General features: G+C 63.0%; 18 protein-coding genes. 5 read left to right on the top strand and 13 right to left on the bottom strand.

What is annotated here, in order from left to right; all coding sequences use genetic code 11:
• Positions 1-67: 67 nt before the first annotated feature.
• The 3 genes from dxs to C4K27_RS27470 all read right to left on the bottom strand — a co-directional run bounded on the left by dxs (position 68) and on the right by C4K27_RS27470 (position 3,204).
• The gene (dxs, locus tag C4K27_RS27480) at positions 68-1,966 is read right to left on the bottom strand and encodes a 1-deoxy-D-xylulose-5-phosphate synthase (protein WP_007924104.1); all 1,899 of its coding nucleotides are present in this window, start codon (positions 1,964-1,966) and stop codon (positions 68-70) included.
• A 111-nt stretch (positions 1,967-2,077) separates the two neighbouring features.
• A complete protein-coding gene (gene ispA / locus C4K27_RS27475; RefSeq protein WP_053262814.1) occupies positions 2,078-2,965 on the bottom strand; it encodes a (2E,6E)-farnesyl diphosphate synthase in 888 nt (295 codons plus the stop codon).
• A complete protein-coding gene (locus C4K27_RS27470; RefSeq protein WP_007924102.1) occupies positions 2,962-3,204 on the bottom strand; it encodes an exodeoxyribonuclease VII small subunit in 243 nt (80 codons plus the stop codon). Before C4K27_RS27470 ends, ispA begins: the two co-directional genes overlap by 4 nt.
• Before the next feature lie 226 nt (positions 3,205-3,430).
• Here C4K27_RS27470 and nirK point away from each other — a divergent pair, with 226 nt between their 5' ends.
• The 3 genes from nirK (at position 3,431) to C4K27_RS27455 (ending at position 5,953) form a co-directional block, all read left to right on the top strand.
• A complete protein-coding gene (nirK, locus tag C4K27_RS27465; RefSeq protein ID WP_053262813.1) occupies positions 3,431-4,519 on the top strand; it encodes a copper-containing nitrite reductase in 1,089 nt (362 codons plus the stop codon).
• Positions 4,520-4,585: 66 nt separating this feature from the next.
• Positions 4,586-4,885 carry an ArsR/SmtB family transcription factor gene (locus C4K27_RS27460; protein WP_007924100.1) on the top strand — a complete coding sequence of 100 codons (300 nt, stop codon included), beginning with the start codon at positions 4,586-4,588 and terminating at the stop codon, positions 4,883-4,885.
• 63 nt (positions 4,886-4,948) lie between these two features.
• Positions 4,949-5,953 carry a zinc-dependent alcohol dehydrogenase family protein gene (locus C4K27_RS27455; protein ID WP_053262812.1) on the top strand — a complete coding sequence of 335 codons (1,005 nt, stop codon included), beginning with the start codon at positions 4,949-4,951 and terminating at the stop codon, positions 5,951-5,953.
• Between the two features lie 24 nt (positions 5,954-5,977).
• Here C4K27_RS27455 and C4K27_RS27450 read toward each other — a convergent pair whose 3' ends face one another.
• Positions 5,978-6,427, bottom strand: a complete 450-nt coding sequence (locus tag C4K27_RS27450; protein ID WP_053262811.1) for a DUF3828 domain-containing protein — start codon at positions 6,425-6,427, stop codon at positions 5,978-5,980.
• A 171-nt stretch (positions 6,428-6,598) separates the two neighbouring features.
• Here C4K27_RS27450 and C4K27_RS27445 point away from each other — a divergent pair, with 171 nt between their 5' ends.
• A complete protein-coding gene (locus tag C4K27_RS27445) occupies positions 6,599-6,898 on the top strand; it encodes a type II toxin-antitoxin system RelE/ParE family toxin (protein ID WP_007924097.1) in 300 nt (99 codons plus the stop codon).
• Entirely contained in the window at positions 6,895-7,188 is a 294-nt protein-coding gene (locus C4K27_RS27440) for an addiction module antidote protein (protein WP_009045810.1), read from the top strand. Before C4K27_RS27445 ends, C4K27_RS27440 begins: the two co-directional genes overlap by 4 nt.
• A 115-nt stretch (positions 7,189-7,303) precedes the next feature.
• On the opposite strand, the gene C4K27_RS27435 is transcribed toward C4K27_RS27440, so the two are convergent.
• The 9 genes from C4K27_RS27435 to exaC form a co-directional block, all read right to left on the bottom strand.
• Complete coding sequence (locus C4K27_RS27435) at positions 7,304-7,690, bottom strand: DUF6124 family protein (protein ID WP_053262810.1); 387 nt, start codon at positions 7,688-7,690, stop codon at positions 7,304-7,306.
• An 807-nt stretch (positions 7,691-8,497) separates the two neighbouring features.
• Entirely contained in the window at positions 8,498-9,025 is a 528-nt protein-coding gene (gene ppa / locus C4K27_RS27430) for an inorganic diphosphatase (protein WP_003228599.1), read from the bottom strand.
• A 264-nt stretch (positions 9,026-9,289) separates the two neighbouring features.
• On the bottom strand, positions 9,290-10,099 hold the full coding sequence (locus tag C4K27_RS27425) for a M90 family metallopeptidase (RefSeq protein ID WP_053262809.1): 810 nt from the start codon (positions 10,097-10,099) through the stop codon (positions 9,290-9,292).
• Positions 10,100-10,104: 5 nt separating this feature from the next.
• Positions 10,105-10,761, bottom strand: a complete 657-nt coding sequence (locus C4K27_RS27420) for a DedA family protein (protein WP_007924093.1) — start codon at positions 10,759-10,761, stop codon at positions 10,105-10,107.
• 253 nt (positions 10,762-11,014) lie between these two features.
• Positions 11,015-11,473, bottom strand: coding sequence for a GNAT family N-acetyltransferase (locus C4K27_RS27415; protein ID WP_053262808.1), 459 nt, complete (start codon positions 11,471-11,473; stop codon positions 11,015-11,017).
• Positions 11,474-11,580: 107 nt separating this feature from the next.
• Positions 11,581-12,405 carry an ethanolamine ammonia-lyase subunit EutC gene (gene eutC / locus C4K27_RS27410; protein ID WP_053262807.1) on the bottom strand — a complete coding sequence of 275 codons (825 nt, stop codon included), beginning with the start codon at positions 12,403-12,405 and terminating at the stop codon, positions 11,581-11,583.
• A 10-nt stretch (positions 12,406-12,415) separates the two neighbouring features.
• Entirely contained in the window at positions 12,416-13,810 is a 1,395-nt protein-coding gene (locus C4K27_RS27405) for an ethanolamine ammonia-lyase subunit EutB (protein ID WP_023969298.1), read from the bottom strand.
• A 55-nt stretch (positions 13,811-13,865) separates the two neighbouring features.
• Positions 13,866-15,314 (bottom strand): ethanolamine permease, encoded by a 1,449-nt coding sequence (gene eat / locus C4K27_RS27400; RefSeq protein WP_007924089.1) that lies wholly within the window; start codon positions 15,312-15,314, stop codon positions 13,866-13,868.
• A 165-nt stretch (positions 15,315-15,479) separates the two neighbouring features.
• A complete protein-coding gene (exaC, locus tag C4K27_RS27395) occupies positions 15,480-17,000 on the bottom strand; it encodes an acetaldehyde dehydrogenase ExaC (protein WP_007924088.1) in 1,521 nt (506 codons plus the stop codon).
• Between the last annotated feature and the right edge of the window lie 345 nt (positions 17,001-17,345).

Raw genomic sequence — 17,345 nt, 5'->3', positions numbered from 1 at the left:
AACCGTGCGACCTCAAAAGCAACGCCCCCTTTCGGGGGCGATCGCAGCCTTCGGCAGCGGCTACAGATTACAGGCCGAGCCGTTGCAGGCGTGCCCGTACGGCGGCTTCGATACCGGCTTCGTCCAGGCCGCATTCGGCCAGCATCTGCGCCGGCTTGGCGTGTTCGACATAGAGGTCCGGCAGGCCCAGGTGCAGGATCGGCTTGAGGATCGCTTCGCGCGCCAGGAACTCGCCGACCGCGCCACCGGCGCCGCCCATGATGGCGTTCTCTTCGATAGTCACCAGCAGTTCGTGGCTGGCGGCGATTTCGCATACCAGGGCTTCATCCAGCGGCTTGACGAAACGCATGTCGACCACAGTGGCATCCAGCTTGTCGGCGACTTTCAGCGCCTCGGCCAGTTGCACGCCGAACACCAGCAGGGCGACCTTGCTGCCCTGGCGACGGACCACGCCCTTGCCGATCTCGATCGGCTGCAGGTCCTTTTCGATGGTGGCGTTCGGGCCGGTACCGCGTGGATAACGCACGGCGGCCGGGCCGTTGTACAGGTGGCCGGTGCTGAGCATCTTGCGCAGCTCGTTCTCGTCGCTCGGGGTCATCACCAGCATGCCGGGGATGCAGCGCAGGAACGACAGGTCGAAGCTGCCGGCGTGGGTCGGGCCGTCTTCGCCCACCAGGCCGGCACGGTCGATGGCGAACAGCACGTCGAGGTTCTGCACCGCTACGTCATGCACCAGCTGGTCGTAACCGCGCTGCAGGAAGGTCGAATAGATCGCCACCACCGGCTTGGCGCCTTCGCAGGCCATGCCGGCCGCCAGGGTCACGGCGTGCTGCTCGGCAATCGCCACGTCGAAGTAGCGCAGCGGGAAGCGCTCGCTGAAGGCCACCAGGTCCGAGCCTTCCTTCATCGCCGGGGTAATGCCCACCAGGCGCGGGTCGGCGGCGGCCATGTCGCACAGCCATTCGCCGAATACTCCGGAGTACTTCGGCCCGCCGGCCTTTTTCGGCGCGGCGGCGGGGCTGTCCAGGGGGTCGAGCTTGGTGATGGCGTGGTAGCCGATCGGGTCGACTTCCGCCGGGGCGAAACCTTTGCCCTTTTTGGTCACCACGTGCAGGAACTGCGGGCCCTTGAGGTCGCGCATGTTGCGCAGGGTGGCGATCAGGGTCGGCAGGTCGTGGCCGTCGATCGGGCCGATGTAGTTCCAGCCCAGTTCTTCGAACAGGGTGCCGGGAACCAGCATGCCTTTTGCGTATTCTTCGGTGCGACGGGCGATTTCCCAGGCGCCGGGCAGGCGCGACAGTACCTTCTTGCTGCCTTCGCGCATGCTGGCGTAGGTGCGGCTGGAAAGAATCTTGGCCAGGTAATTGGACAGGCCGCCGACGTTGCGCGAGATCGACATGTCGTTGTCGTTGAGGATCACCAGCATGTTGGCGTCCACTTCCGGCGCGTGGTTCAGCGCTTCGAAGGCCATGCCCGCGGTCAGGGCGCCGTCGCCGATCACCGCGATGGCCTTGCGCTCGCTGTTCTGCAGGCGTGCGGCAATGGCCATGCCCAGCGCCGCGCTGATCGAGGTGCTGGAGTGGCCGACGCCAAAGGTGTCGTACTCGCTCTCGGAGCGCCGCGGGAAGGCGGCCAGGCCGTCCTTCTGGCGCAGGCTGGCCATGCGCTCGCGGCGACCGGTGAGGATCTTGTGCGGATAAGCCTGATGACCCACGTCCCACACCAGGCGGTCGTCCGGCGTGTCGAAGACGTAATGCAGCGCGATGGTCAGCTCGATGACGCCCAGGCCGGCACCGAAATGCCCACCGGTCTGGCCGACCGTATAGAGCAATTCCAGGCGCAACTCATCGGCCAGGGTTTCCAGCTCGGCTTCGCCTAACCGGCGCAGGCCGTCCGGCGTGTTGGCACGGTCGAGCAGGGGCGTGGTCGGGCGCTTGCGGGGAATCTCATGAAACGTCGTGGGCATCAGGCGAATCGTTATAGGTATAAAAGAGGCGGCAGTTTACCTTATGCATCGCAAGCTGCCCACGCAGAGCGCGGAACTTGGCCGATATGCGGTCTGCCGCGCCGGGGTCGATCAACTGCGTCGTTCGACGATATAACGCGCCAGCTCCCGCAGGGGCTCGGCGCCCGCGTCAAAGGGTCGCAGTGCGTGCAGGGCCTGATCGCGCAGTTCCAGGGCATAGGCCTTGGCCGCTTCCAGGCCGAGCAGGGCCGGGTAGGTCGGTTTGTCCCGGGCAATGTCGGCACCCTGGCGTTTGCCGAGGGTCGCGGTATCGCTTTCCACGTCGAGAATGTCGTCCTGCACCTGGAACGCCAGGCCGATGGCCTGGGCGTAGGTCTGCAGGGACTTGAGCTCGTCTTTTTCGGCCCGGCCGCTGGCCAGGGCGCCGAGCTTGACGCTGGCCTCGATCAGCGCGCCGGTCTTGTGCCGGTGCATGTACTCCAGGGCTTTCTGGTCGAGCTTGAGGCCCACCGAACCGAGGTCGATGGCCTGGCCGCCGACCATGCCTGCGGGGCCCGCGGCCAGCGCCAGGGCGCTGACCATCTGCAGGCGGATCTCGGCACTCGAATCGCTCAGGCGCGGGTCGAGCAGGGCGCTGAAGGCCAGGCTCTGCAAACCGTCGCCGGCGAGAATCGCGCAGGCTTCATCGAAGGCTTTATGGGTAGTTGGCTGGCCGCGACGCAGGTCGTCGTCGTCCATGGCTGGCAGATCGTCGTGCACCAGGGAATAGGCGTGGATCAGCTCCACCGCGCAGGCCGCGCCGTTGGCCTGTTCCGGCCGTGCACCGAGGGCTTCGCAGGCGGCGTAGGCCAGCAGCGGACGCACGCGCTTGCCGCCGTTCATCACGCTGTAGCGCATGGCCTGGTAAAGACGGGCCAGCTCCGGGCTTGGCGCGTGGAACAGGGTTTCCAGTGCAGCATTGACCCGGGCCTGGCTGCTGGCCTGATAGGCCGCGATCATTCTGGTTGTTCCGCGTCGAAGGGTTCTTCGGCCAGCTCGCCATCGCGCTCCAGCAGGATCTGCACCTTCTGCTCGGCCTGGGCCAGCGCCGCCTGGCAATCGCGGGTCAGGCCGATGCCTTGCTCGAAGGCGGTCAACGAGTCTTCCAGCGACAGCTCGCCGTTCTCCAGACGCTCGACCAGCGTTTGCAGGTCGGCGAGGGATTGTTCGAAATCTAAGGCAGCTTTTTTGCGGGCCATGGCGGCTATCCCGGTTGACGTTAAACCGGCGCGACACTAGCAGACATGGGGTTTTGGGGCAAATGAGAGGGGGTTGCCGAACGGCTCGGCAGGGCGATTTTCTGCCCTGGGTCAGGGGCCGGTTGCGCGGGTCGACCTTCTGTCGCCATTTCTTGCTTTACGACAAGGAAAGTTGCGCGCACTTGCCTTGCAATGCCCCATCGTTGATTGGCAAGGAGAAGCTGCAATGAGTGTTTTTCGAAGTGTATTGGGGGCCTGGGTGCTGCTTGGCAGTTGTGCCAGCAGCCTGGTCCTGGCCGGTGGGGCAGAGGGTTTGCAGCGGGTGCAGGTCGAGCTGGTCGCACCGCCGCTGGTTCATCCTCATGAGCAAGTGGTCAACGGGCCACCCAAGGTGGTGCAGTTCCGCATGAGTATCGAAGAGAAAAAAATGGTCATCGACGACCAGGGCACCACGCTCCAGGCCATGACCTTCAACGGGTCCATGCCCGGCCCGACGCTGGTGGTGCATGAGGGTGACTATGTGGAGCTGACACTGGTCAATCCGCCGACCAACAGCATGCCCCATAACGTCGACTTTCATGCGGCCACCGGCGCCCTGGGCGGGGCGGGCCTGACCCAGGTGGTGCCGGGGCAGGAAGTGGTGCTGCGTTTCAAGGCTGATCGCAGCGGTACCTTTGTCTACCATTGCGCGCCGCAAGGCATGGTGCCGTGGCACATGGTGTCGGGCATGAACGGCGCACTGATGGTGCTGCCCCGTGACGGCCTGCGCGATCCTCAGGGCAAGCCCCTGCATTACGACCGCGTCTACACCATAGGCGAATCCGACCTGTATATCCCCAAGGACAAGGACGGCCACTACAAGGACTACCCGGACCTGGCGTCCAGCTACCAGGACACTCGCGCGGTCATGCGCACCCTGACTCCGAGCCACGTGGTGTTCAACGGCCGTGTCGGCGCCCTGACCGGTGCCAACGCGCTGACCTCCAAGGTCGGTGAAAGCGTGCTGTTCATCCATTCCCAGGCCAACCGCGACAGCCGTCCACACCTGATTGGCGGCCATGGCGACTGGGTCTGGACCACCGGCAAATTCGCCAACCCGCCGCAACGCAACATGGAAACCTGGTTTATCCCCGGCGGCTCCGCGGTCGCGGCGCTGTACACCTTCAAGCAGCCGGGTACCTACGTGTACCTCAGCCACAACCTGATCGAGGCCATGGAACTGGGGGCCCTGGCCCAGATCAAGGTGGAAGGGCAGTGGGACGATGACCTGATGACCCAGGTGAAAGCGCCGGGGCCGATCGTCGAGAGCAAGTAATAGGTGGACGGGCGAGGATATTGCTCGGATCTTGAACATTTCGTAAAAGTCCGTAATATCCTCGCCATGCTCATCGACCAAATCAAAGCCCTGGCCAGCGACATTCGTATGCAGATGCTCGAATGGCTGAAGGACCCGGAAGGCAACTTCCCGCCCCAGGGGCATGACGCGCCGAAAGAAATCGGCATCTGCATGACTCACCTGCAGCACAAGGCCGCGCTTTCGGCGTCCAGCACGTCCAGCCATCTGGCGATCCTGCAGCAGGCCGGGCTGGTCGAGGCCACGCGTATCGGCAAATGGACTTACTTTCGCCGTAACGAAGCGGCCATTGCTGCTTTTGCCGAGCAACTGAAGCGCGAACTCTGAGTTTTTTTACTTGAACATTTCGTTATTTTTCGAAATGAAAAGGCAACCCAGGAGGATCTGTTCATGAAAGCAATCTACGTACAACCCGGTGGTGGCTACGACAAAGTAGTGGTCGGCGAGGCTCCGGCCGCGGCGCCACAAGCGGGCGAAATCACTGTGCGCCTGCGCGCCAGCTCCCTCAACTACCACGACTTCGCGGTGGTCAGTGGCATGTGGGGGCCGACTGAGTCGCGCATCCCGATGGCCGATGGCGCCGGTGAAGTGGTAGCGGTGGGCGAGGGTGTCAGTGAATTCGCCATCGGCGACTCGGTGGTCAGCACCTTCTTCCCCGAATGGCTGGACGGCCGGCCCAATGTCATAGGTTTTGCCACGGTGCCGGGCGATGGCCTGGATGGTTACGCCCGGGAAGTCGTCACCGCCCGCGCCACCGCCTTCACCCGTGCGCCCAAGGGCTGGAGCCACGCCGAAGCGGCGACCCTCACCACCGCCGGCCTTACCGCCTGGCGCGCGTTGGTGGACGACGGCCGCGTAACTGCCGGCGATACCGTGCTGGTGCAAGGCACCGGCGGTGTGTCGATCTTCGCCCTGCAATTCGCCAAGATGCTCGGCGCTACCGTGATCGCCACTTCGTCCAGCGATGCCAAGCTGGAACGCTTGAAAGCCCTCGGCGCCGATCACCTGATCAACTACCGCCAGGACCCGACCTGGGGCGAGACCGTACAGAAGCTCACTGACGGCCGTGGTGTCGACCATGTGATCGAAGTGGGCGGCCCCTCCACCCTGGAGCAGTCGATGATCGCCGCGCGGGTCGGTGGCCATATCTCGGTGATCGGCATCCTGACCGGGGTTGCCGGTGAGTTCCCGATCGTCACCGCGCTGGTCAAGCAACTGCGTCTGCAAGGCGTGCTGGTGGGCAGCCGCCGGCAGCAGCAGGACATGGTCCGCGCGATCGACGCCAACGGCATGCATCCGATCCTCGACAAGCACTTCGCCCTGGACGCGATGGTCGATGCCTTCCGCTACCAGGAAAGCAACCAGCACTTCGGCAAGATCATTCTCGATATCTGATCCTGCCTGGCCGGCCGCCGCGGATCACTCGCTCTGATCCGTGGTGGCCAGCACCTCGTTGATCTTCCAGCAGCCTTTGTCCTTGACCAGCAGCAGGTCGACGATCTGCGTGGTATCCGGCGTATTGCCCAGGGTCACCGACTCACGCGCCGAGGTGCCTTGCACCTGCGGTTCGCTGACCTTGATCTGGGTCAGCCACTCATCCATGTAGTCCTGGGTCTTGAGAAAGTAGTCCTCTTCCAGACCCTCGGGGCTGCTCATCTGTTTCTTGATCCGTTCGATCAGCGTTTGCGTGACGTACTGCTGCAGGTGCGACAGGTCATCGGTGATCGGGTCTTTTTCGTTGCTGAAACTTTGCAGGTACCAGTTGTAGAAGGCCTCGGCCACTGGCTTGGGCGAGCTGGCGCAGTCAGCGAGCGCGAGGGGTTGATGGAAAGCCGCGGCGAGGAGCAGCAGGGGGAACAGCTTTCTCATGGGGACGTCCTTACAGGAGTTAAGACATTGAGCCGTTGAGACATCAGGTTTATGGCCGAGTGCTCGATTTCAACACGCTGTGGCCCGGATCGCTATCTGCCTGTGCGTTGGCAGCGCTTTGCAATACAAATACGCTTTCAAATGCTGTAGTCTTCAAACTACAGTCGCGGGATGATCGAGATCAAACAGACCGCGACCTTTATGGAGTGGGAAAACAGGCTCAAGGATTCCAGAGCCAGGGCGTTGATTGCTGCGCGGATTTTTCGCCTGGCCAACGGTCTTGCCGGGGACGTGTCCCCGGTGGGCGAAGGCGTCAGCGAGTTGCGCATCCATTACGGGCCGGGCTACCGGGTTTACTTCCAGCAGCGCGGCTTGCAACTCGTCATCCTGTTGTGCGGCGGCGACAAGAGTCGCCAGAGCCGCGATATCGAACTGGCCAAATACCTGGCCCGTCGTTGGAGCCGATCATGAACGAACCGCTATTCGACTATGACCCCGCCACGGCCTTGCGCGACCCGCAAGCCATCGCCCTGTTCATGGCGGACGCCTTCGAAACCGGCGATGCCGGCTACATCGCCAAAGCCCTGGGTGTGGTGGCGCGGGCCAAGGGCATGACTGAGCTGGCCCATGAAACCGGGCTGTCCCGCGAGCAGCTGTATCGCTCATTCAGCGAAAAAGGCAACCCGACCCTGAAGACCCTGCTGGCGGTGATGCGTGCACTGGGACTGGACATGACGGCGCGGGTGCATGGGGCGTCTTGATTGATGGCCAGGCCGCGCAGCCAATGTCGGAGTGGGTGGCCCTGTCCAGCGCCTGGCGGGAATTCATGGAGCACGGGGCGAATGAGCTTCGCCCCGTTCCAGCGTTCGCCGATTTTTAACGCCCCGCGCCAGCCTCGGCCGGCCGGTTAGTGTCGAGCAACGCGCTCACTACGGCATTGGCCATCTCCACCGAGTGGATCATCGACCAGATCAGCCCGCGCTCCACACCGCTGGCGCGTTCGCTGATCTCGTCGCTGACCTGTACCGCGCAATCCAGTAGCAGCGACACATGCACCAAGGCCTCTTCGGCGCTGACGCCGGGGCGGACGCTGAACAGGGCGTCACGGCCCACGGCTGCCGGGGCGGTGGCTTTCAGGTTGCCGAGGATTGAGGTTTCAGCTGTATTCGCGGCCAGGGCCAGGCGGATGCGCTGGGTGGCGAGATCGTGTTCGGGGGGGCTGAATTGCCCGGGCAGGGGCGGATCGGGGACAAGCTTTTTCATGGTGCATCTCCAACGTGAGTGGAGCTGCCAAATGTCGCTGCTAAACGATGGGGTGGCAGCTGTACGCAGGTTAGCAGGCCGGTCACATTGGAAAACCGGCGCATCCGAAGATGCCCTGCGCACAGCCACCATTACAGGCAGAATAAAAAACTTACCGACCGGTGACATCGATGCGCCCAATGTGATGTTTCGAGCTGCTAAACCCGATCACTGAATAAGCAGTGACAGGCCGAGCCTAGACAGCGGGTTTCACAGGCGCAAGCGGGTGGGAGTTTCTAGGAAAAGTCGCTCAATAGAAAGCGAAGAACCTTACTTTTGCCGGGGTAGAAACGGCTGCCGATGACCTGTCCGGTCCCATCGGGTTACGCATTGAACAGGGTTTTCCAGGCATTAAAAAGCCGGCTTGTGGCCGGCTTCTCGGGGACTGGCTTGGTTCATTTTTGGTAAACCGCACCAGCCTGCAAAACGTACACCCAGCTCTTGCGGCTGGCTGTGGGACTTGGCGAGAAAATCATCTGCCGCGTCGGGCGGATCTGACCGGTTGAACAGGTCGATGCGCAAAGGTGGGGCGCAGCATACTGATATTCGAAGAGAATTCCCAGCGCAAAGCGTTAGCCGGAGCCTGTGACGAGGGTGAAAAGCAGAGGCGTTTTGTATCGGAGGGTGTGATTGGCGGGGGATGGAGTGTTGTTCTAGGGAGATCGCGGGCAAGCCTCGCTCCTACGGGGCGGGCATTCGACAGGCACAAAAAAGCCCCGGGTCAGCGGGGCTTTTTCTTGAAGCTTGGTGCTGGAAGCTTGCAGCTGCTTAGCCTTTGTAGGCGGCAACCGACTTCGTGATCGCGGCGCGGGCGGCGTCGGCGCCGTCCCAGCCTTCGATCTTCACCCATTTGCCTTTTTCGAGATCTTTGTAGTTCGCGAAGAAGTGCTCGATCTGCTGAATCAGCAGCGGCGGCAGGTCGGTGTATTCCTTCACGTCGACATACAGCTGGGACAGCTTGTCGTGTGGTACTGCGATGACTTTGGCATCGCCGCCGCCGTCGTCGGTCATGTTCAGGATGCCGACCGGACGGGCGCGGATGACCGAGCCTGGAGCCACCGGGTAAGGGGTCACGACCAGCACGTCGAGGGGGTCGCCGTCGTCGGCCAGGGTGTTCGGGATGTAGCCGTAGTTGGCCGGGTAGAACATCGGGGTGGCCATGAAACGGTCAACGAACAGGCAATCGCTGTCTTTGTCGATTTCGTATTTGATCGGCGCGTGGTTGGCCGGAATCTCGATTGCGACGTAGATGTCGTTCGGCAGGTCTTTGCCAGCCGGAATCTTGCTGTAGCTCATTGGGCGATGCCCCCGTTAGTTGACCAAAATGTCTTGGCCGGATTGACCAAAAAGTGGCGGCGATTATAGGCATATTCCAAGGGCTATGCCACGTACCGAAGGACGTATGGACGCCTTGGGCCAAACGCCGCGAACCCTATGCAGGAGCCGTCGGTCGACGCTCGATTGCTTGCGAAAAGAAGAGTCGCCGCAGCCTGTTTAGTTCAGAGACACCCATCAGGATCGACGATTATTTCGCCAGCGGGCGCGTTCCGGCAGGGCGCCTCAGTGTTGCTGGTAGTGCGGGTCGCTGGCCTGCAATTGCTGGAGCCGGGCCAGGGGATTCTGCCGGTAAAACAGCTGCAGTTGCTGGTAGACCTTCGGATAGGCCTCGTGCAGCAGATCCGGGGCGCTGAAGAAGTACTCGCTGGTGACGGCGAAGAATTCCGCGGGGTTTTCCGCGGCGTAAGGGTCGATGGCGGTTTCGGCGTCCGGGTTGTGGTCGAGCTGGCGGTTGAGGTCGTCGTAGGCCGCCTGCATCACCTGCGCCCAGTCACTGATGCGCATGTCGCTGTGCAGCGGCGGCAGGCCGTTGGCGTCGCCGTTGAGCATGTCCAGCTTGTGCGCCAGCTCGTGGATCACCAGGTTGTAGGCTTCCCAGCCGCCGCTGGCGAGTACGCCGGGCCAGGCCAGGATGATCGGGCCCTGTTGCCAGGCTTCACCGCTGTGTTCGCCGTCCCATTCATGTTCGACGCCACTGGCATCGCGATGGCGCTGGGGGCTGAGGAAGTCGTCGGGGTAGAGGACGATTTCGTGGAAGCCCTGGTACCAGTTCAAATCCCCCAGGTGCAATAGCGGCAACTGGGCCTGGGCGGCCAGCAGCAGGCGTTCGAACTGGTGCAGCTCGACCCCGGGCAGGGCGCTCAGGTGCTTGTCGTCGAGAAACAGGACGCTGGTTTCCCGCAACCATTGATCCTCGGCATCGCTCAGGCCGTCGAGAAAGGGCAGGTGCTGGCGCACCCGTTGCCACATTTCATCGGCAACCGGGTGCTTGGCCAGCCGACGCCGGCGGCGCCAGGCACTGAGGGGCCACATAGCGATCAGTGGCTTTCAGCCTTTGCCGCCGAGCGGCCCAGGCGGCTGCGCACCACGCCGATGATCATCGGCACCAGCGACAGCAGGATGATCCCCACCACCAGCAGCGACAGGTTTTTCTTGATGAACGGCACGTTGCCGAAGAAGTAGCCCAGGGTCACCAGGCCGCCGACCCACAGGATGGTGCCGGCCACGCTGAAGGCGAAGAAGCGCGGGTACGGCATCTTGGCCACGCCGGCGACGAAGGGTGCGAAGGTACGGATGATTGGCAGGAAACGCGCCAGGGTCACGGTTTTGCCGCCGTGTCGGTCGTAGAAGTCGTGGGTCTTTTGCAGGTAGTCGCGGCGGAAGATCTTCGAGTTCGGGTTGCTGAACAGTCGTTCGCCCACCGTTCGCCCGATGATGTAGTTGGTGCTGTCGCCGAGGATCGCCGCCAGCATTAGCAGGCCGCCGAGCAGCACCGGGTCCATGGCGCCACCGGCGGCGACCGCGCCGGCGATGAACAGCAGGGAGTCGCCAGGCAGGAACGGCGTCACCACCAGGCCGGTCTCGCAGAAAATCACCAGGAACAGGATGGCGTAGATCCATGGCCCGTAGTTGGTCACCAACATGTCGAGGTAAACGTCGAGATGGAGGATGAGGTCGATCGGGTTGAAATCCATTGGGGCACCTGTGGTGACAGCCCGGCTCTGCGGGCCTGTGCGATGACTGGGGCAAAAAACTTACAGCTGGCGCAGATTCATCTTACGCCCCGAAAAGGTCGGCATTATAAGACCTGATAGGTGAAATGGGCGTTGAGTTTGTAGCGAGGGATGTCTTGACGGCGCTGGCTGGCCAGAGGCGAAAGATCGTGGCCTTCGGCAGCGTCTTCCCAGGCACTGTCGAAGGTTGTGATCGGGCGGTTGCAGAGGGGGCTTAGTCCTCGCTGATCGGCAATATGTAGTTCTTGAATTCGGTATCTTCGCGAAAACCGATGGATTCATAGGTTTTCTGCGCCACTTCGTTGTCACTGCTGGTGGAAACACGCATGCGCACGGCCTGGGTGTCCTTGGCCATTTTCTTCGCGGTGCGGATCAGGTTGTCGGCCACCAGTTGTCGGCGAGCGTCTTCGGCGACGTATATGTCGTTGAGGATCCACACGCGCTTCAGGGACAGGGAGGAAAAGCTGGGGTAGAGCTGACAGAAACCGAGGAGTTTCTTGTCGTCATCGTCGGGCAGGGCCAGGTAGATCACCGATTCCTTGCGGCGCAGGCGCTTTTCCAGGAAGGCCCGGGACGAGTCCGGAAAAGGCAGGGCGCCATAGAACTCGCGGTATTTGACGAACAGGGGGGTCAACAGATCCAGGTGTTCGAGGGTCGCTTGAGTAATCCGCATGAGTTGTCCTCAACTTCGAATGGATACGACGGCAAACGGTTCATTACTCGGGCAGCCGTGTTTCGATGCTGCCTAAAGCCTGGAAAAAGCGCAATCGTCTCGAAAAGTCATGGCTTTGCAGGCCCCAGCAGGAAATTGCCCTTGGTGGTGTCGGGCGAGTCGCTGTCCAGCGTGTTCACCTGGGCCTCGTCTTTCAGGTTGACCCCCGAGAGCTGCCGCCTGCAGGCCTCGCGCATCAGGTACAGCAGGCGGTGGGCCGCCATGCCGTAGCTCAGGCCCTCCAGGCGCACGTTGGAAATGCAGTTGCGATAGGCATCGGTGAGCCCGACCTTCGGGTTGTAGGTGAAATATAGCCCCAGGCTGTCCGGTGAACTGAGGCCCGGGCGTTCGCCGATCAGGATCACGGTCATTTTCGCCCCGAGCAGCTCGCCGATTTCGTCGGCCACCGCCACTCGGCCCTGTTCCACGAGGATTACCGGCGACAGCGACCAGCCTTCGGCCGCGGTCTGTTCTTCAAAACGGGCGAGAAACGGCAGGGTATGGCGATGCACCGCCAGCGCCGACAAACCGTCCGCCACGACCACCGCCAGATCCACCCCGCCCGGATTGGCGGATGCGTGATCGCGCAGGGCCTGGGCCGAATCGTCGCTGAGCTTGCGCCCCAGGTCCGGGCGTTGCAGGTAGCTGTGGCGATCGCTGGCGGCGCTGTGCAGCAGCAGGCTGTCGCGGCCGCGTTCGGCCAGTTGGCTGCTCAGCCCGGCATGGTCGAAGGGCAGGTGCACCGCATCGCGGGCCTGGGCGTGGGCGAACTGGAAGTCCAGCTGGGCGCCGGTGGGCAGGCTGGTGCCGGTGCGGCCCAGGGCGATACGCGCCGGGGTCAGGCGGCGCAGCTCCAGCCAGGGGTTCTGGCTGTCGGTCGGATGTTTGTCCATGAGCCTGTCCTTACTGAAGCTGTGCCAGTGCCTGGCGGAAGGCCGGCGGCAGGTTGTGGCCGAACTGCACCTTGCCGTCGGGCTGGGTGAAGATGCCGGTTTTCGCCAGCCACTGCTCGAACTCCGGCGCCGGTTTCAGGCCTAGGGTCTGGCGGGCGTAGAGCGCGTCGTGAAAGGAGGTGGTCTGGTAATTGAGCATGATGTCGTCGGAGCCGGGGATGCCCATGATGAAGTTGATCCCGGCCACGCCCAGCAGGGTCAGCAGGGTGTCCATGTCGTCCTGGTCGGCTTCGGCGTGGTTGGTGTAGCAGATGTCGCACCCCATGGGCACGCCCAGCAGCTTGCCGCAGAAATGGTCTTCCAGGCCGGCGCGGATGATCTGCTTGCCGTTGTACAGGTACTCCGGGCCGATGAAGCCAACCACGGTGTTCACCAGGAACGGCTTGAAGTGCCGGGCCACGGCATAGGCGCGGGTTTCGCAGGTCTGCTGGTCGACGCCGAAGTGGGCGTTGGCCGACAGCGCGCTGCCCTGGCCGGTCTCGAAATACATCAGGTTCTGCCCCAGGGTGCCGCGCTTGAGGCTCAGGCCGGCCTCGTAGCCTTCCTGCAACACATTGAGGTTGATGCCGAAACTGGCGTTGGCCGCCTCGGTGCCGGCGATCGACTGGAACACCAGGTCCAGCGGCACGCCACGGTTGATCGCCTCGATGGAGGTGGTGACGTGGGTCAGCACGCAGGCCTGGGTGGGAATTTCATAACGCTGGATGATGGCGTCGAGCATTTCCAGCAGGGCGCAGATCGAGGCGATGCTGTCGGTGGCCGGGTTGATGCCGATCATGGCGTCGCCGTTGCCGTAGAGCAGGCCGTCGAGAATGCTCGCGGCGATACCCGCCGGTTCGTCGGTCGGGTGGTTGGGCTGCAGGCGGGTCGACAGGCGCCCGCGCAGGCCCAGGGTGCCGCGGAACCGGGTGACCACGCGGATCTTCTGCGCCACCAGCACCAGGTCCTGGACGCGCATGATCTTCGACACGGCAGCGGCCATTTCCGGGGTTAGCCCGGGTGCCAGGGCACGCAGGCTCTGTTCGTCGGCGGCGTCGCTGAGCAGCCAGTCGCGAAAGCCGCCGACCGTGAGGTGGCTGACGGTGGCGAAGGCGGCCTTGTCGTGGGTGTCGATGATCAACCGGGTGACTTCATCGGTTTCGTAGGGGATCAGCGCCTCTTCGAGGAAGTGCTTGAGCGGAATGTCCGCCAGGGTCATTTGCGCGGCGACCCGCTCGCCGTCGTTGAGGGCGGCGACGCCGGCCAGGAAGTCCCCGGAGCGCGCCGGGCTGGCCTTGGCCATGACCTCCTTGAGGCTGTCGAAGCGGTAGGTCTGGGCGCCGACGGTGTGGGCGAAACTTGCCATACAGGTTCTCCATGACGACGCAGGGACGTGGCCCCTGCGTCGAGGTTTTCGGCGGTTAGTGCAAGGCTTCTTCAGCTTTCTGAATGGCCGCGAATTCTTCTTCGGGCGTGCCTGCTACCAAGTGATGCCGACTGTAGAAAGCAAAGTAAGCAATTAATACTCCATAGATGATCGCGGCGCCAATGACCACCCGCGGATCCACCAGGAAGCCCGCCACCACAGCGATGCAGGCCAGTACCAGGGCCACGCCGGAGGTGAAGATGCCGCCCGGGGTGCGGTACGGACGATCCATTTTGGGGCGGCGGATGCGCAGGGTGATGTGTGCGGCCATCATCAGTACGTAGGAGATGGTCGCGCCGAACACCGCCACCAGGATCAGCAGGTCGCCCTGGCCGGTCAGCGACAGGCCGAAACCGATGATGCCGGGGATCACCAGCGCCAGGACTGGCGCCTTGCTCTTGTTGGTTTCCGACAGCTTGCGCGGCAGGTAACCCGCGCGGGACAGGGCGAAAATCTGCCGCGAGTAGGCGTAGATGATCGAGAAGAAGCTGGCGATCAGGCCGGCCAGGCCCACCAGGTTGACGAAGCTGCCCATCCAGGTCGAACCGCCGTAGGCCTTGGCCAGGGCTTCCACCAGCGGGTTGCCCGAGGTCAGCAGGGCGTTGGCCCCCGCGCCGCCCGGGCCGATCACCAGGATCAGCAGGGCGAAGCTCAGCAGCACCAGCATGGCGCCGATCAGGCCGCGCGGCAGGTCGCGCTTGGGGTTCTTGGTTTCTTCCGCGGCCAGCGGGACGCCTTCGACCGCCAGGAAGAACCAGATGGCGTAGGGAATCGCCGCCCACACACCGACATAACCGAACGGCAAGAAGCTGCTGGCACCCACGGCCTCGGTGACCGGGATATCCAGCAGGTTGGCCACCGAGAAGTGCGGCACCATCGCCACCAGGAATACGCCCAGGGCGATGGCGGCCACGGCAGTGATGATAAACATCAGCTTCAGTGCCTCGCCGACCCCGAAGATATGGATGGCGATGAACACGATGTAGAACGCCAGGTAGATCATCCAGCCGCCGATGCCGAACAGCGATTGGCAATAGGCGCCGATAAACACCGCGATCGCCGCTGGGGCGATCGCATATTCGATGAGGATCGCGGTGCCGGTGAGGAAGCCGCCCCAGGGGCCGAAGGCGCTGCGGGCGAAACCGTAGCCACCGCCAGCGGTGGGGATCATCGAGGACAACTCGGCCAGGGAAAAGCACATGCACAGGTACATGGTGGCCATCAGCAGGGTGGCGAGGAACATGCCGCCCCAGCCGCCCTGGGCCAGGCCGAAGTTCCAGCCTGCGTAGTCGCCGGAGATGACGTAGGCCACGCCCAGGCCCACCAGCAGGACCCAGCCTGCCGCGCCTTTTTTCAGTTCGCGTTGTTGGAAATAGTCGGAGCCGACTTTTTCAAAGTCGACCGAAGAGCCAGCCGACTGCACGCCGGTATGTTCGCTAGGCATAAGGGTTCACCTGTTCTTATTGTTGTGCCCGGTCGGCAGACCGGATCGGTGTTGCAAGGCGATGGAGTGTTCTGCCTTGAGGTCGTCATCGCGAGCTTGCGCGAGCGGCCCCCAAGGGTGAAACCGCGTTGGCGGCTTCACCCTTGTCCCTGGCGTTGCTGGTTTTTAGAAGAAGCCCAGCGGGTTGATGTCGTAGCTCACCAGCAGGTTTTTGGTCTGCTGGTAGTGGTCGAGCATCATCTTGTGGGTTTCACGGCCGACGCCGGACTTCTTGTAACCGCCGAACGCCGCGTGGGCGGGGTACAGGTGGTAGCAGTTGGTCCACACACGACCGGCCTTGATCGCCCGGCCCATGCGGTAGGCGCGGTTGATGTCGCGGGTCCAGAGGCCGGCGCCAAGGCCGAACTCGGTGTCGTTGGCAATCGCCAGGGCTTCGGCTTCGTCCTTGAAGGTGGTGATGCTCACCACCGGGCCGAAGATTTCTTCCTGGAACACGCGCATCTTGTTGTTGCCCTTGAGCAGGGTCGGCTGGATGTAATAACCGCTGGCCAGGTTGCCCTCGAGTTTCTCCACCTTGCCGCCGGTCAGCAGCTGCGCGCCTTCGCCCTTGGCGATTTCCAGGTACGAGAGGATCTTGTCGAACTGCTGCTCGGACGCCTGGGCGCCGACCATGGTGTCGGTGTCCAGCGGGTCGCCGCGCTTGATCTGTTCGACCTTTTTCATCACCACTTGCATGAACTCGTCGTAGATCGACTCTTCCACCAGGGCGCGGGACGGGCAGGTGCAGACTTCGCCCTGGTTGAAGAACGCCAGCACCAGGCCTTCGGCGGCCTTTTCGATGAAGCTCGGTTCGGCCTGCATGATGTCGGCGAAGAAGATGTTCGGCGACTTGCCGCCCAGTTCCACGGTGGACGGGATGATGTTCTCGGCGGCGCATTTCATGATGTGCGAGCCCACGGGCGTCGAACCGGTGAAGGCGATCTTGGCGATGCGCTTGCTGGTGGCCAGGGCTTCGCCGGCTTCTTTGCCGAAGCCTTGCACCACGTTGAGCACGCCCGGCGGCAGCAGGTCGCCGATCAGCTCCATCAGCACGCAGATGCCCAGCGGGGTCTGCTCGGCCGGCTTGAGTACCACGCAGTTGCCGGCGGCCAGGGCCGGGGCGAGTTTCCAGGCGGCCATCAACAGCGGGAAGTTCCACGGGATGATCTGCCCGACCACGCCCAGCGGTTCGTGAATGTGATAGGCCACGGTGTTGCCGTCGATTTCCGCGGCGCTGCCTTCCTGGGCCCGCAGGCAGCCAGCGAAGTAGCGGAAGTGGTCGGCGGCCAGGGGGATGTCGGCGTTGAGGGTTTCCCGCACGGCCTTGCCGTTGTCCCAGGTTTCGGTGATGGCCAGCAGTTCGAGGTTCTGCTCGATGCGGTCGGCGATTTTCAGCAGGATCAGCGAGCGGGCCTGTGCCGAGGTGGCACCCCAGGCATCGGCGGCGGCATGGGCGGCGTCCAGGGCTTTCTCGATGTCTTCGGCGGTGGAACGCGGGAACTCGGCGATCGGTTGGCCGTTTACTGGCGAGGTATTGGTGAAGTACTGACCTTTGACAGGCGCGACGAATTCGCCGCCGATGTAGTTACCGTATTTGCTCTTGAACGAAACGATAGCGCCTTCAGTACCGGGGTGTGCATAACGCATGGTGGGTATCTCCTGGCTTTTGTGCTTATAGGGGAGGACGCGCTGTTGCGCTTGTAAAAGCGTAGAGCAAAGCCCGGGCCACTGCGTTGCAGGCCAGTAAAATCAAGGATTTACGAATGTTTCAGCGGCTGCGTGCCGGGCGTATGTGGCAGTTGTGGCACAGGTCGGGTGACACTTTGTACCGCTTGTGGCACAGCCTGTGACTCATTGGTCGAAGCAGCATTGCAATGCATCCATGGCTGGAGGATGCTGGGCTTCGCGCTGATCCGAAGAGGTCGATGCAGCCGCTGCCGAAGGCTGCGATCGACCGCAACGCGGGCGTCGTTCTGGCAACCGCCAAAGGTC

The organism is Pseudomonas chlororaphis subsp. chlororaphis (assembly GCF_003945765.1).
GTDB lineage: Bacteria > Pseudomonadota > Gammaproteobacteria > Pseudomonadales > Pseudomonadaceae > Aquipseudomonas > Aquipseudomonas chlororaphis.
This window is presented reverse-complemented; position numbering and strand designations above follow the sequence as displayed.